Annotated in this window: 13 protein-coding genes and 1 tRNA gene; 9 read left to right on the top strand and 5 right to left on the bottom strand. The window is 37.7% G+C overall.

Annotation, left to right across the window (positions count from 1 at the left end; all coding sequences use genetic code 11):
• The first annotated feature begins 24 nt into the window (after positions 1 to 24).
• A complete protein-coding gene (locus tag B176_RS0118290) occupies positions 25 to 957 on the top strand; it encodes a hydrogen peroxide-inducible genes activator (protein WP_017260291.1) in 933 nt (310 codons plus the stop codon).
• 3 nt (positions 958 to 960) lie between these two features.
• On the opposite strand, the gene B176_RS0118285 is transcribed toward B176_RS0118290, so the two are convergent.
• Positions 961 to 1,854, bottom strand: coding sequence for a S66 peptidase family protein (locus tag B176_RS0118285; RefSeq protein WP_017260290.1), 894 nt, complete (start codon positions 1,852 to 1,854; stop codon positions 961 to 963).
• 214 nt (positions 1,855 to 2,068) lie between these two features.
• Between B176_RS0118285 and metG the strand changes: the two genes are divergently transcribed.
• The 5 genes from metG (at position 2,069) to B176_RS0118255 (ending at position 8,266) form a co-directional block, all read left to right on the top strand.
• Entirely contained in the window at positions 2,069 to 4,132 is a 2,064-nt protein-coding gene (gene metG / locus B176_RS0118275; protein ID WP_017260288.1) for a methionine--tRNA ligase, read from the top strand.
• 17 nt (positions 4,133 to 4,149) lie between these two features.
• A tRNA-Arg gene (locus B176_RS0118270) sits at positions 4,150 to 4,221 on the top strand.
• Between the two features lie 344 nt (positions 4,222 to 4,565).
• Positions 4,566 to 5,000, top strand: coding sequence for a nuclear transport factor 2 family protein (locus tag B176_RS0118265; protein ID WP_017260287.1), 435 nt, complete (start codon positions 4,566 to 4,568; stop codon positions 4,998 to 5,000).
• A 135-nt stretch (positions 5,001 to 5,135) separates the two neighbouring features.
• Positions 5,136 to 6,512, top strand: a complete 1,377-nt coding sequence (gene lpdA, locus B176_RS0118260; protein WP_017260286.1) for a dihydrolipoyl dehydrogenase — start codon at positions 5,136 to 5,138, stop codon at positions 6,510 to 6,512.
• 74 nt (positions 6,513 to 6,586) lie between these two features.
• Positions 6,587 to 8,266 (top strand): glutamine--tRNA ligase/YqeY domain fusion protein, encoded by a 1,680-nt coding sequence (locus tag B176_RS0118255; protein WP_017260285.1) that lies wholly within the window; start codon positions 6,587 to 6,589, stop codon positions 8,264 to 8,266.
• 165 nt (positions 8,267 to 8,431) lie between these two features.
• Here the strand turns inward: B176_RS0118255 and B176_RS0118250 are convergent, their stop codons facing one another.
• Positions 8,432 to 9,664, bottom strand: a complete 1,233-nt coding sequence (locus B176_RS0118250; protein ID WP_017260284.1) for an ABC transporter permease — start codon at positions 9,662 to 9,664, stop codon at positions 8,432 to 8,434.
• A 212-nt stretch (positions 9,665 to 9,876) separates the two neighbouring features.
• Between B176_RS0118250 and B176_RS0118245 the strand changes: the two genes are divergently transcribed.
• Complete coding sequence (locus tag B176_RS0118245) at positions 9,877 to 10,962, top strand: 3-oxoacyl-ACP synthase III family protein (protein ID WP_017260283.1); 1,086 nt, start codon at positions 9,877 to 9,879, stop codon at positions 10,960 to 10,962.
• Between the two features lie 143 nt (positions 10,963 to 11,105).
• Here the strand turns inward: B176_RS0118245 and B176_RS0118240 are convergent, their stop codons facing one another.
• From B176_RS0118240 to B176_RS0118230, 3 genes are all read right to left on the bottom strand, one after another.
• The gene (locus tag B176_RS0118240) at positions 11,106 to 11,792 is read right to left on the bottom strand and encodes a zinc metallopeptidase (RefSeq protein ID WP_017260282.1); all 687 of its coding nucleotides are present in this window, start codon (positions 11,790 to 11,792) and stop codon (positions 11,106 to 11,108) included.
• A gap of 178 nt (positions 11,793 to 11,970) precedes the next feature.
• The gene (locus tag B176_RS0118235) at positions 11,971 to 12,453 is read right to left on the bottom strand and encodes a GNAT family N-acetyltransferase (RefSeq protein ID WP_017260281.1); all 483 of its coding nucleotides are present in this window, start codon (positions 12,451 to 12,453) and stop codon (positions 11,971 to 11,973) included.
• Positions 12,453 to 13,031 (bottom strand): hypothetical protein, encoded by a 579-nt coding sequence (locus B176_RS0118230; RefSeq protein WP_017260280.1) that lies wholly within the window; start codon positions 13,029 to 13,031, stop codon positions 12,453 to 12,455. Before B176_RS0118230 ends, B176_RS0118235 begins: the two co-directional genes overlap by 1 nt.
• 257 nt (positions 13,032 to 13,288) lie before the next feature.
• Between B176_RS0118230 and B176_RS0118225 the strand changes: the two genes are divergently transcribed.
• The gene (locus tag B176_RS0118225) at positions 13,289 to 13,630 is read left to right on the top strand and encodes a HopJ type III effector protein (protein WP_017260279.1); all 342 of its coding nucleotides are present in this window, start codon (positions 13,289 to 13,291) and stop codon (positions 13,628 to 13,630) included.
• Between the two features lie 150 nt (positions 13,631 to 13,780).
• Positions 13,781 to 15,139, top strand: coding sequence for an acyl-CoA dehydrogenase family protein (locus tag B176_RS0118220; protein WP_017260278.1), 1,359 nt, complete (start codon positions 13,781 to 13,783; stop codon positions 15,137 to 15,139).
• Positions 15,140 to 15,196: the final 57 nt, after the last annotated feature.

The raw sequence follows: 15,196 nt of genomic DNA, 5'->3' as shown, positions 1-15,196 counted from the left end.
CATAGAATTTATCTATTTTACAGCATGACAATTACTCAACTTGAATATGCTGTGGCAGTAGATACGTATCGTAGTTTTGTGCTAGCGGCCGAGAAGTGTTTTGTGACACAGCCCACTTTAAGTATGCAGATCCAAAAACTGGAAGAGCATTTAGGGGTGAAGTTATTTGATAGGTCCAGGCAACCGATTACACCTACCGAGATTGGTATCGAGATTATAGAGCAAGCCCGAATACTACTGCAAGAAAGTTTTAAGATAAGAGATATTATTGAAGAGCGTAAAGGCGAAATAGGGGGTGAATTGAAGATTGGCGTGATCCCAACAGTGGCGCCATACTTAATTCCCAAGGTGATTGGTGGCTTTTTAGTGAAATATCCCAAAATTCGCCTTTCTATCTCCGAGCTGACTACCGAGCATATTATTAAGCAAATAAAAGTTGGTCTTTTGGATTGTGGCATACTAGCAACCCCGCTTGATGAGGATTTTTTAGAGGAACGTCCGGTGTATTACGAAAATTTCGTAAGCTACCTCACCAAAAGCAGTCCGATGTTTAAGAAAAAAGCATTAACCACCAATGATTTGGATGTAGATAATCTTTGGCTTTTGAACGAAGGGCATTGTATGCGCAACCAGGTTTTAAATATTTGCCAGCATACCAAATCAAACCATCATAAACTTAATTATAACACCGGAAGTATTGAGACTTTGATAAAAATGGTCGATGTGAACGAAGGTATTACCATATTGCCAGAACTCGCTATACAGGATTTCTCTATGAAGCAGATGGATCGGGTACGGTATTTTAAAAGTCCAGAACCTAGTCGAGAAATCAGTATCGTAACGCATAAGAATTTCATCAAAAAAAGAATGATTGATGCCTTGGAGCAAGAAATACTGCTGGCAATCCCAAAAAGGATGAAAAGCAAGAAAAAGAAAGCATTAATCTCTATCGAATAAAGACTATAAGAATTTAAGGTTTGAGCTTTCAATTCCGACTTCAAGTTTGACTTCTCTTCCTAAAATTAAAGCCCTATTGTCTGGTAAATGGCCCGCAGGGAAATTGAAACCTACCGGAAAATTATATTTAGCAACCACAGAATTGATGATTTCATACGCTGAATAGCCAAATGGAGGGTCATCTTGCTTGATGTTGGTAAAGCCGCCAACTATTAAGCCCTTCAAGTTTTTTAGTTTGCCTGCTCTGTCTAAAGTGCGGATCATTCTGTCAACAGCATAAGCATATTCGCCAACATCTTCTATAAAAAGAATCTTATTGCTATAATCTATATCATTTACAGAATTTATACATGCTACCAATAAGGTTAGATTCCCTCCAATTAATTCACCTTGGCATACCCCTTTTCTGTTTCCAGTATCCGCAGCAAAAGTGTATTGTATACTTTCTCCAAAAAGGGTTTTTCTTAAACTTTCTAAGCCTTCTTTTGAGCTTTCGGCAATGGTAGAGGGCATTTGTGCGTGTAAACTTTGCAAGCCCATGCTTTGCAATTGTAGATGAAAAACAGTAATGTCGCTAAAACCGATGACCCATTTTGGATTTCGGATTAAGGGCATCCAATCTATGTCGTCTACAATTCTGATACAGCCATAGCCCCCTCTAGCTGCAATGATTGCTTTTATCGTGTTGTCGTTAATGAATTTTTGCATGTCCCTTTCCCGCATTTCATCTGTTCCAGAAAACTGATGATGAACAGCACCTACAGTTTCGCCTAAAACAACTTTCAAGCCCCAAGACTCTAACAGCAAAATTGCATCAGTCATTGGAGATTTTAAAGCTTTAGCCGGACAGGTAATGGCTATTTTGTCTCCTTTTTTTAAATAGGGTGGATGGGTCATCGATTTCTAAATTTTTATAAGTATTATAAGGCGTTAACGATAGTAGCGACATCCTTTTTGTTTGTTGTCCTGGGCGGAGCTGGAGGGAAACAAATAAAAAGATACAGCGAAAAGCGTGTTAAAGCGCACAAATTATTTATCTTTTGCGATAGCTTAGATTTTAACCATTATCAATTATCTTTGCAAATTAATAAAACAACCCAAACATTTAGTTTTGACTAATAAAAATTATAAAAGATATACTGTTACTTCCGCTTTGCCTTATGCCAACGGACCTTTACATATCGGTCATTTAGCCGGGGCTTATTTGCCAGCTGATATATTTGTGCGCCATTTGCGCTTGCAGAAAAAAGACGTAGTTTATGTATGCGGTTCTGATGAGCATGGTGCGGCTATCACTATCAAAGCCAAAAAAGAGGGAACTACGCCACAAGCAATCATTGACCAGTATCATCATCAGATAAAAAAAAGTTTTGAAGATTTTGGGATTGCTTTTGATATTTACCACCGCACTTCTGCACCTATTCACCACGATTTATCGAAAGAGTTTTTCTTGAATCTTTACGAAAAAGGAGAGTTTATAGAAAAGTTTTCTGATCAATATTTTGATGAAGAGTTTCAGCAGTTTTTAGCCGATCGTTATATTATTGGTACTTGCCCAAATTGTGGTAATGACAACGCTTACGGCGACCAATGCGAAAAATGTGGAACATCATTAAGTCCAACCGAGTTGGTTAATCCACGGTCAACCTTAAGTGGGAATAAACCGATTTTAAAGCCTACTAAACATTGGTATTTGCCTTTAGACAAGTACCAGCCTTGGTTAGAGGAATGGTTGTTAGAAGGGAAAAAGGATAGCTGGAAAACAAATGTTTACGGGCAGTGTAGCTCTTGGTTAAAGCAGGGTTTACAACCACGTTCCATGACTCGTGATTTGGATTGGGGAATTGATGTGCCTTTGATGGAAGCCGAGGGTAAAAAGCTTTATGTGTGGTTAGATGCGCCAATTGGCTATATTTCTGCTACAAAACAGTGGGCAATTGATAATGATAAAGATTGGCAACTGTACTGGAAAAAGCAGGAAAATGAAGCAGATAATTCATGCCTGATTCACTTTATAGGTAAAGACAATATTGTTTTTCATTGTATTACCTTTCCGTCTATATTGAATGCGCATGGCGATTATATTTTGCCAGAAAATGTACCTGCAAATGAGTTTTTGAACCTAGAGGGCGATAAGCTTTCTACATCCAGAAATCATGCAGTTTGGTTGCATGAGTATTTAGAAGAATTCCCCAATAAGCAGGATGAACTGCGCTATGTGTTGACGTCTATTATGCCCGAAACCAGCGATAGCGAATTTACCTGGAAAGATTACCAAGCTCGTGTAAACAATGAGTTGGTGGCTATTTTCGGAAATTTTGTAAACAGGGTGATGATTTTGATGCACAAATACTTTGACGGAAAAGTATTGGGCGGAGAAAAATTGAAAGATGAAACTTTAGCAACGCATATAGAAACTGCATACGCAGATATTGATAAGTACTTAACAGACTATAAATTTAGAAATGCTATTGCCTCATTAATGGATGTGGCGAGGCTAGGGAATAAGTACTTGACAGAGAAAGAACCGTGGAAAACCTTCAAAGAAAACCCAGAAGAGACTAGAGAGGTTTTGCAGAACTGTTTGCATATCATCGCACATTTAACAATTCTTTCGCAGGCATTTTTACCGCATTCAAGTAAAAAGTTGGCAACGATGCTCAACATCGCAGTAGCAGATAAAAGCTATAATGAAGTAATTGTTTTTTCCGACGGGCATCAGCTAAATCCGGCAAGTTTACTGTTCGAAAAAGTAGAAGATGAACAAGTGGAGAGGCAGTTAGCTAAGTTAGCTGTTAAAAAAGAAGAAGCAAAAGCAGCAAATTCACCAGCGCTTGTGCCAGCAAAGGCAAATATCAGTTTTGATGATTTTGCATCGTTAGATATTAGAACAGGCAAAATATTAACCGCAGAAAAGGTAGCGAAGACTAAAAAATTATTGAAACTTACTGTTGATACTGGTTTAGATCAAAGAACGGTAGTTTCGGGAATTGCAGAGTTTTTTGCACCAGAAAGTATTGTTGGTCAACAGGTAAGTATCTTAATTAACTTAGAACCACGAGAAATCAAAGGAATTCTTTCACAAGGAATGATTTTAATGGCAGAAAATTCAGATGGAAAACTTACTTTTGTGGCTCCTAAGGAAGAGTTTGGAGTTGGAAGTGTGGTGAGGTAAGAACTTTTTTTTTAAAAGGCTCCGTAGTTCAACGGATAGAATAGAAGTTTCCTAAACTTTAGATATGAGTTCGATTCTCGTCGGAGCCACAGCAACAAAAGAGAGCATTTTGCTCTCTTTTGTCTTTTTAGAAGTTTTTATCCAAGCAAATAACAAATCTAATTTTTTGCGCCAATTAATTTCTGAGTTAATTAGTAAAACTAAAATAGGTGTTTTCGGGCAAACTTAACTAGGTCTTGGCGCATCTACTGGCACATTAATTTAGTTTTTTTTGGTGACTAGTTTTCCTCTTGCAAACACTAAATCTAGCGCTTTCTTTGGACCAGATTTTCTCCTCTCACCCTAAATTTTTTTTTTTGTAATCCAACTGTAACTTTTTAGCTCATGGTGCCGTCTATATTACATAACAATTAAACAACTAATATTTAAAACCATGAAAATTTTTAACCTAAAAAAATCATTCTTAGCCATTGTAATGCTTACCGCTACCATAAGCTTTGCGAAAACAGATGACGGTACAGCCACTGTTCAAACTATGGATGTTAGCATAAGTAACTATGTGAATCTGATTAAGTATGGCGACCTATCTAATTTCAATAAAATATTTACTGATGATGCAAAATTTAGTATTTCCGCTAACGGGAAAACAACCAGTCATTCAAAAAGTGAGGAATACGGATTTTTAGCCAAAAACAAAGGCATTACACAGCAGTGCGAAGTCTTGTCAGCCGTGGTAGTTAATACAGAAAGCTATACGCTAGTAAAGGTGAGCCAAGTTTATGATACATTTACCAGAGAGAATTACATTACACTTGTGAAAGCTGGTAAAGATTGGAAAATTAATTCCGTTTCTTCAGAATACAAATAAAAAAGCACATACAGATTAACCTTAAAACGGAGGCTATTTCTTATTAGAGATAGCCTCTTTTTTTTATAGCTTTCCTTGGTAAAGTTATTGCTTACTATTTGTACGCTATTTGGTGATGGCGGAAAATAGCATAATATGAAAAAATTTGATGCAATAGTTATTGGAGCAGGCCAGGCAGGGATCCCCTTGGCTAAGAAATTAGCGAAGGCTGGCAAAAAAGTGGCATTGATTGAAAAGCGGATTATCGGTGGAACTTGTATTAACGATGGCTGTTCGCCTACCAAAACGATGATCTTTTCTGCTAGGGTGGCTCATATCGTAAAGAACTCAGAACGTTGGGGCGTTAAATGTAAAAGCATAAGCATAGATTACGATAAAGTTTATGAGAGAAAACAGGATATTGTAACTTCTTTTAGAAACGGGGCGATCAAGGGATTAAAAAAGACGAAGAACCTAACCATCATCATGGGTGAGGGTTCTTTTCAAGATCAAGAAACTTTAAAAGTGAAAACCGCTAAAGGCAATATAGAAATCAGCGGCAAGCAGATTTTTATCAATACCGGAGCTAGTCCGCTAATTCCCAAATTGAAAGGTATAGAAGAAACTGATTATCTCACCTCTACAACATTATTAGAACTAAAAGAAATTCCGAAACATTTAGTAATTATTGGTGGTGGTTATATTGCTTTAGAGCTAGGGCAAATGATGAACCGGTTTGGTGCTAAAGTCACCATTTTAGAACAATCAAAAACATTGCTTCCGCATGAGGATGAAGATGTTTGCGTCTCGATGACAGAGATATTTAAGAAGGAAAATATAGAAATACACACAAACTCCAAAGTATCAGCGATAAGCGGGAAAAAACAAAAAAAGGTTATGGCAACCGTAAACGGCAAAAAGCAAAATTTTCTTTGTAGTCATATTTTAATAGCTGCTGGTAGAAAACCCCAAACAGAAAACCTAAATTTAAAGGCAGCAGGAGTGAAAACGGATAACAGGGGTCACATTTTAGTTGATAATCAGTTGAGAACAGCTACAAAAAATATTTATGCTTTAGGCGATGTAAAAGGTGGCCCAGCGTTTACGCATGTTGCCTACAATGACCATTTAATTATTTACGATAACCTTATCAATAAAAAAAGCAGAAGCATCAAAAACAGACTGATTCCTTACTGTATGTTTACCGATCCACAAATGGGGCGTGTGGGAATTACGGAACGTGAAGCAAAAAAGCAAAAACTAAATTATAAAGTTGCCACACTGCCGATGCGCCATGTTGCCAGAGCAGATGAAACTGGTGAAACTTTAGGATTTATGAAAGCCATTGTAGATGCCAAAACAAAGGAGGTTTTAGGTGCAACAATTATTGGTGCCGAAGGCGGCGAAGTAATGTCGGTATTGCAGATGGCTATGATGGGTAGAATTACATACCCCGAAATAAGGCATACCATGTTTGCGCATCCACTCTTTAGCGAATCCTTGAATAATTTATTTATGTCTTTAGACGATTAGTGTACTTGAACACCATCAACAAGCTTTTTGCCTATCTTTAATTTTACTATTTTTGCAGGCTATACGCAAAACACATGTCCGAAGAGAAATCACTAAACTTTATAGAAGAGATTGTAGAAACCGACTTAAAAGAAGGTAAATACGATCAGATTATTACCCGTTTTCCGCCAGAGCCTAATGGGTTTTTGCACATTGGGCATGCAAGTAGTATTTGCTTGAATTTTGGTTTAACAGAAAAATTCAAAGGCTACACCAACCTTAGATTTGATGATACCAACCCAGTTACAGAAGATACAGCCTACGTTGAAGCAATTAAAAAAGATATTGCTTGGTTAGGTTTTAAGTGGGAAAACGAGAATTATGCTTCAGATAATTTTGATACGCTTTACGGGTATGCTGTTAAACTGATTGAAAAAGGATTGGCCTATGTGGACGATTTGAATGCAGAGGATATGGCAACCTTAAAAGGAACACCAACAGAACCAGGGAAAAACAGTCCGTTCAGAGACCGCAGTGTTGAAGAAAACTTGGATTTATTTACCAGAATGAAGAATGGCGAGTTTCCAGATGGAAGCCATACTTTAAGAGCCAAGATAGATATGACGCATGTGAACATGATTATGCGTGATCCTATTATCTATCGTATAAAGCATGCAAAACACCACAGAACTGGTGATGCTTGGTGTATTTATCCGATGTATGATTTTGCTCACGGACAAAGTGATGCCATTGAGCATATTACGCATTCTGTTTGTACTTTAGAGTTTATTCCTCACCGCGATTTATACAACTGGCTAATTGAGAAATTGGAGATTTATCCGTCAAAACAATATGAGTTTGCTCGTAAAAACTTAAATTATACGGTAACCAGCAAAAGAAAATTATTGCAGTTGGTGAACGAGAAATTTGTTGCGGGTTGGGATGACCCACGTATGCCAACCATAAGCGGTTTGTGCAGAAGAGGTTTTACACCATCATCAATCCGTAATTTTTGCGAACGTACCGGAATTGCAAAAAGAGAGAACTTAATTGAATATAGTTTGTTGGAGTTTTTTATTCGTGAGGATTTAAACAAAACTTCGTGGCGCAGAATGGCGGTTTTGGATCCTATTAAAATGGTGATTACCAATTATCCAGAAGGACAAGAGGAAATGTTGACGGGCGAAAACAATCCTGAAGTTGAAGGTCATGATGGTGAACGCCAAATCCCATTCAGTCGCGAACTTTGGATAGAGCGGGAAGATTTTATGGAAGAACCACCAAAAAAGTTTTTCCGTTTGGGACCTGGGTTAATGAGCCGTTTAAAGAGCGCTTACATTGTTAGATGTGATGATTTTGTGAAAGATGCTGAAGGTAACGTTACGGAGATTCATTGTACTTATTTCCCAGAATCAAAATCTGGCGAAGATACATCAGGACTAAAAGTGAAGGGAACCATGCATTGGGTAAGTGTTAAACACGCAAAAACTGCAGAAGTTAGGCTGTACGAGAGACTATTTACCGCTGAAGAGCCAGACCGTGAAGAAGGCGATTTTAAAGATTATTTAAACCCAGGAAGTTTAGTAGTATTAAAAAATGCTTACATAGAAGCTGATTTGGCAAACGCCCAACAACAGTTAGCAGACAATCCTGATAGACGTTACCAGTTTATACGTAAAGGTTATTTTTGCTTAGATGCTGATTCAACAGCAGAGCATTTGGTGTTTAATAGAACGGTTACGCTGAAAGATACTTGGGCTAAGTTAGTTAGTTAGTTATTAGTTAGATAGGCTTTTGGAGTGGTTGAGAGTTTATTAGTCATTAGTTCATTCGTCGAAGCAGGGGTCTCTCGCAGAGGACCCTGCGTTTAGTTCAGTGCATTTACATCCCAGCAGGGGTTTCTCCAAAGAGAACCCTGTGGATTAGCAAAGAACGAAAATCTACTCGTACCTTAAAGCTTCGACTGGGTCCAGTTTTGAAGCTTTTGATGCGGGGATAATTCCAGACGCTAAACCTGTTCCAACACATGCTACCAAGCCTATAAAAATCCATAACCATGGGATTAGGAAAGAGGCTCCCATTGCAATAGCTAATAAATTTCCCATTACAATCCCCAAAAATATTCCAACGCCACCACCTATTAAACAGATCACAATAGCTTCGTACAAAAATTGTTTACGAATTAATGCGGGGTTTGCTCCAATTGCTTTTCGGATACCTATTTCGCGGGTACGTTCGGTAACAGAAACCATCATAATATTCATTAAGGCGATTGCTGCGCCAATCAAAGTAATTAAACCGATTGCTATGCCGGCAATTTGTACAAATTTTAGGTTGCTGATCAAGGTTTCTGCAATTGCATCACTTTTGGTAATTTCAAATGTACTTTGTTCCTGCACAGTTAAATTTCTAATTTTTCGCATTAACGCTGTTGCTTCGCCAGACGCATAGTCAAGTAAAGTTGGGTCGCTAGCCATTACAGAAATAGTATATGTTGGGTTTTTGTTGGTCATAATTTGCCGACCTCTCACGATCGGAATTACGCAGACTTTATCACCTCCAAAACCCATGCTCGAACCTTTAGGTGCAAAAACACCGATTACCCGAAATTTATTAGTGCCAATAGTTATAATTTGATCTACAGCATCACCTTTATCAAAAAATTTCTTTTTTATTTCATCTCCAATAATTACAACGCTTGCACCAAACTCCATTTCGTTGCTAGAGAAATTACGCCCTTCGACAATTTTATAACCGCCCGTAGCCACATATTCTGCATCGCCACCTAAAACAGAAATATTGGGATTCGTTTTATCGTTCTTAAACTTTACCGTTGCCGCAAAAGATGCAAAAGTGTTAACTGAAACCAAAGAAGGTACTGAAAAGCCTCGTTTAAAATCCATTGCCTGGCGGTAAGTAATTACAGGCCAGCGTTTCGCTTTTGCACCGTTTCCGCCAATTCTAATTCCCGTTCCTCGGTTACGTATAGTGAACGAGTTAGCGCCCATACTGGCAAAAGTGTTATTTAACGAGCCTTTAATGGCGTCGATAGAAGTTAAAATACCTACTAAAGCCATCAAGCCAATTGCAATAATTAAGGCTGTTAAAAAGGTTCTTAATTTATTACTGTTGATAGATTGTAGCGCAACTTTTACGATTTCTATATTATCCATTGAATAGATTTAACGACAAATTAGATATTCTTTTATTAAGACAGCAATCGTAAAGCTTTGTTACAGTGTGATTTTATTACCATGTAAATAAATAATCCTACTCCACGCAATTGTAAATGCTTATCGAGCTGATTACAAACCTAAATGATTTTCAAAATTATTCAGTAACTTTATACTATATACCAGAAGAGTTTTCGGTTTAAATTTTAAAAATGAGCAGTCATATAAAATCAATAATTGTTGGGACAGGGAAGTATATCCCGTCTAAAGTGGTAAAGAACGATGATTTTCTTTCTCACACCTTTGTAGAAAAAGATGGTACTCCACAGCTAAGAAAAAATGCTGATGCCATTCATAAGTTTAAACAGATAACCGATATTGAAGAAAGAAGATACGCAGAAGACGGACAAAACGCTTCTGATTTAGCCTTTTTTGCCGCCCAAGATGCTTTAGAAAGTTCTGGAATAAATGGGGAGGAGTTGGACTACATTATTGTAGCCCATAACTTTGGAGATGTTAAGGCAGGCTCGAACAGAACGGATATTGTACCAACTTTGGCCAGTAGGGTAAAACATAAATTAGGAATAGAAAACCCCAACTGCGTAGCCTACGATTTGCCTTTTGGTTGCCCAGGGTGGTTGCAGGGCATGATACAAGCAGATTATTTTATCAGATCTGGCGATGCTAAAAAAGTGATGGTTATTGGATCAGAAACTTTATCAAGAATAGTAGACCCGCATGATAAAGACAGTATGATTTATGCCGACGGTGCCGGGGCTACGATTTTAGCAGCCTCCACTGATGGTTCGGATAATGCAGGTATTTTAAGTCACAAGACGGAAAGCCATACTGTTGACCAAGCTTATTTTTTAAGAATGGAAGGCTCTAATAAAATAGATCACGATGCTATAGGTGATTTGTACATTAAAATGGACGGGCGTAAAGTTTATGAATACGCTTTAACTCATGTTCCTTTGGTAATGAAAGCTACATTAGAAAAAGCTGGTGTTTCGCCGAGTGAAGTGAAAAAGGTGTTGGTGCACCAAGCAAACGGAAAAATGGACGAAGCAATTTTAAAGCGTTTCTTTAAATTGTATGATATTGATACACCACCAGCAGACGTAATGCCGATGACGATTTCCACTTTAGGGAACTCATCAGTAGCAACTGTACCAACGTTATTAGACTTAATCCTAAAAGGAGAAAAAGAAAATCATCAAATTAATAAAGGTGATGTGATACTTTTTGCTTCCGTTGGCGCAGGAATGAATATCAACGCGATGATTTATCGGTTCTAATAAGGTACTTAACCGCTACGCTGAAATAAATAGACTTTGACTTAGCGTACATTTGGTTCTTATTTAGAGAAAGTAGATTAAAAAGAACATAGAAAAGGGGATGATTCGGTCGAATCATCCCCTTTCTTTATTAAAAACTATTCTTAGTCTCTTCTTCCGAAAAGCATTGAAGCATAATATACCAATGTTGCCAATGATGATAAAGCAGCAACAACATATGTCATAGCGGCCCACCATAAAGCATCTTTAGCTTGGTCATTTTCTACGCTAGTCTGCATAATTCCTTTTTGGGTTTGTAACCAAACTAAAGCTCTTCTGCTTGCATCAAACTCTACAGGCAAAGTCACAAAGCTAAATATCGTTACAATTGCTAACGCTCCAACACCAACTGCTAACACAATCGGACTGCCGCTAAAAACCATTAGCAAAACACCAATGATTAATACCCATTGAATAAGGTTTGAAGCAACACCAACTATCGGTACCATTGCAGATCTAAACTGTAACCAAGCGTAAGCTTTAGCATGTTGAACAGCGTGGCCACACTCGTGGGCTGCAACTGCAGCAGCAGCAATACTTCTGCCATGGTATACATCTGGCGAAAGGTTTACTGTTCTGTTTGCGGGGTTGTAGTGGTCTGTTAACTGTCCATCAACAGAAATAATTTCCACGTCGTGGATGCCGTTATCAGACAGCATTTTACGGGCGATCTCCGCACCGCTTACACCAGATGATATCGCGATCTCCGAATATTTTTTAAACTTACTTTTAAATCTCCACTGTACTGCGAAACCCGCTAAAGCAATAATTACAAATAAAATAATAGCCATTTTTTTCTTCTAATAATTTTATAATGATAAACAAAAAGTAGTCCGTTCAAAAATAATTGCTTACAAATTGCTAATTTCTGACGAAAATCGGCTAAAACCAATGAAACAATGATGTGGATGAGTAATCTAGTCAGTGTGGTGAATGCCATTTTGACAAATCTGATAAGAAATATTCGTTCTACAGGTTTTTGCCCATGATATAATCGTTCAAAACAAAATCATGGTAAGGAATATCCACCGTATGAAGGATGGTGTAACCCATTTTATCATAAAATAGCTTCGCTTTATTATTCCGGTTCACATTTAGCAGTAAACGTTCAGCTCCTTTGGTTCTGCAGTAATCTTCCACAAAACTCAAAAGCAATGTTCCTGCACCTTTTTTATGTAGATTTTGGTGGATATAAAACTTTTGGAGTTTATAAGTATCCTCAATTTCTTGCGTTACACTTGCAAAACCCAAAGCAACAGCATCTGATTCTAAGATGAAAAAAGTGTGTCCTTCTAGCAATTGCTTTTCAAGTGAAGTAACCGTGTAGGATTTTTCCAGCATAAATGCAATTTGCTCGGTGCTAATGATATCAGCATAAGTACGGGGCCAAATCTCGCGAGCAAGTTTAGCAATAGTTTCCGCATCAGACAGGTTAGCGATTCTTACATTCATTATATTTCCTCCGCAATAAAAATAAAAGAATTTTGAAAAGTTAAGCTATAAAAGCCATCTTTTTCTGTACGATAATGTGCTGGCTCAATACAGTGTAAACCACTTGTGGATAAATTGCTGGCTAAACTCTCTTGCAAAATAAATACATTTTCTCCGCTTGTTTTCCACTTGCTAAATCCAGATTTTACTGGAAAAATTTTGCGATTGCCATTGAAAACAACTACATCAATTAAATCTGTGTAAAACTGATATTCATTAGCTTTAAAATGGTTTCCAATAATGTTTACCGCTGGAAAACCTTCGCCAACTAAATGTTTTAGCGCACAGTCTAAAAGGTTTTCATCACATGGAATCACTTTCACATGCTCCTGAAAATATAAAAGGTTTGGGTTTTCTTTCGCCAGCACTGCATCAACTTTAATTCCTAAGGAAACAACCTTTTCAAACAAATTTAGCGGAACCATAATCATGGGCGACCACTCTAATAATTGACCTAAGTATTCCTCGTTGAATTCGCTCAAATCAAAAATTAAAAGTGCAGGTTCCTGTTTTTCTCTAATTATATGGTGACTGGACATTTTTACGTTTTATAGTTTTATAACCTATAACTGTGCCCAAAATACTATTTATTGTTTAGTTAATTAGTAACGTAGTTTTTAGTTTAGGCGTTTGTTGCCTGTCGGAGGCGAGGTAACGCCTTACGCACTTATACTCTACAGGGTACCGGCCAGAGACCGATATCCGTATCTATCACTAACCGCAAATTTTCACAAGTTTTAAATTGCCACTTTCGTACCTTTTGTGTTAGAATTATAAATCCTATTATCTTTGCTTTATGACAAATACAGCTACTAATCTTATCCAAAGTTTAAAAGAAAATAAACTGCCATTTACCGCGGTAATCGAAACCATAGATTCGCTCTACAACCATACACCTACAGCTTTTAAAAACGGCGATACTTATAATGAGGCAAACCAGAATCAAGGTAGTGCAAAGGTCTTTTCCTTTGCAACGCTAAATTGTTTATCAAAAGAGGAAACGCTTTTACTATTTGCAGAACATTATCAATCGGTGCTAAACAGCCCTGAAGCAAATGATCATCAGAATATCCGTCAGTTTATGCAAAACGGTTGGGACGGAATCCAATTCGAAGGCGAAGCGCTATCAGCAAAGTAAGATTTTTCTAAAAATTTAGTACCATCGGGATAATTTGCATATCTCGATGGTTCTTTTTTAGTGATTTCCTCACTAAGCCCAAATTGCTTTAAATTGGCAATGTTCTTGCGACACAAAATTCAATATCTTGTATGCCCAACCTAAAGAACTATGTCGGATTTATTTTCAAAAGCAAAAAACATCTATAATTTACTTAAAACGGTAGATTTTAACCAATTAGAAGCGCTTTCTAAAAAAGTAGATCTACCAAAAGTAATGAACCAATTTAGTAAGCTTGATGAGCGCCAACTAAATGGTTTGATGAAAATGATGAACGGCAATGCTAAGAAGCGGGAACTTCCGCCCATTAACGGCGATTTTTATGAGCTTTCAGATTCACTTTCGCCAGAAGACCGGGCCTTGCAGCTAAAAGTGCGCAACTTTATGGAAACAGAGGTTAAACCGATAGTAAACAGATACTGGAACCGGGCCGAATTTCCTTTCGAACTTATCCCTAAACTAGCCGAACTTAATATCTGTGGATTAACTTATGAAGGCTATGGATGCGCTAACCGTTCTTTTTTAATGGAAGGGATTATTGCAACCGAAATGGGTAGGATAGATGCATCGATCGCCACATTTTTTGGAGTGCAAAGTGGTTTGGCAATGGGCTCAATTTATATCTGTGGTTCCGAAGCACAGAAGCTAAAATGGTTGCCAAAAATGCAGAAACTAGAACTGGTTGGTTCTTTTGGTTTAACCGAGCCAGAAGTTGGGTCGGCTGCTGCTGGTGGCTTAACTACAACTGCGAAAAGAACAGGCGACACTTGGGTTTTAAACGGTCAAAAGAAATGGATTGGTAACGCAACTTTTGCAGATGTTAATATTATTTGGGCAAGAGATGTTGATGATGATCAAGTAAAAGGATTTATTGTAGAAAAAAACAATCTTGGTTTTTCTGCTAAGAAAATAGAAGATAAAATGGCACTGAGAATAGTACAGAATGCCGTAATTACCATGAAGGATTGTGTGGTTTCGGAAGAAAACCGCTTACAGAACTGTAACTCGTTTAAAGATACCGCCAAAGTTTTACAAATGACAAGAGCAGGTGTGGCCTGGATGGCAGTTGGTTGCGCCAGAGGTGCATATGAAAGTGCTTTGAAATATACCAGAGAGCGTGTGCAGTTTGGAAAACCAATTGCATCATTTCAGTTGATACAGAACCACTTGGTAGAAATGTTATCTAATTTAACAGCCATGCAAACGCTAGTTTTTCAGCTTTCTAAACTGCAAGATGAAGGCAAGCTGACTGATGAACATGCATCTTTAGCAAAAGTATTTTGTACCATGCGCATGCGTGATGTGGTAAGCAGAGCCCGCGAAGTAATGGGTGGCAACGGAATTTTATTAGAGCATGACGTAGCCAGATTTGTTGCAGATGCAGAAGCGATTTACTCTTACGAAGGAACTAAAGAAATTAATTCGTTAATTGTTGGAAGAGCAATTACCGGGTTTAGTGCATTTGTATAGTTTAGGGTTTTAATCATCATACATAAGTAAAAATAGCCTACTAAAATAGGCATTGGT

The sequence above is a fragment of the Pedobacter arcticus A12 genome (assembly GCF_000302595.1).
In the GTDB taxonomy this organism is placed as follows: domain Bacteria; phylum Bacteroidota; class Bacteroidia; order Sphingobacteriales; family Sphingobacteriaceae; genus Pseudopedobacter; species Pseudopedobacter arcticus.
The sequence above is the reverse complement of the archived record's forward strand: the minus strand, read 5'-3'. Positions and strand labels throughout refer to the sequence as shown.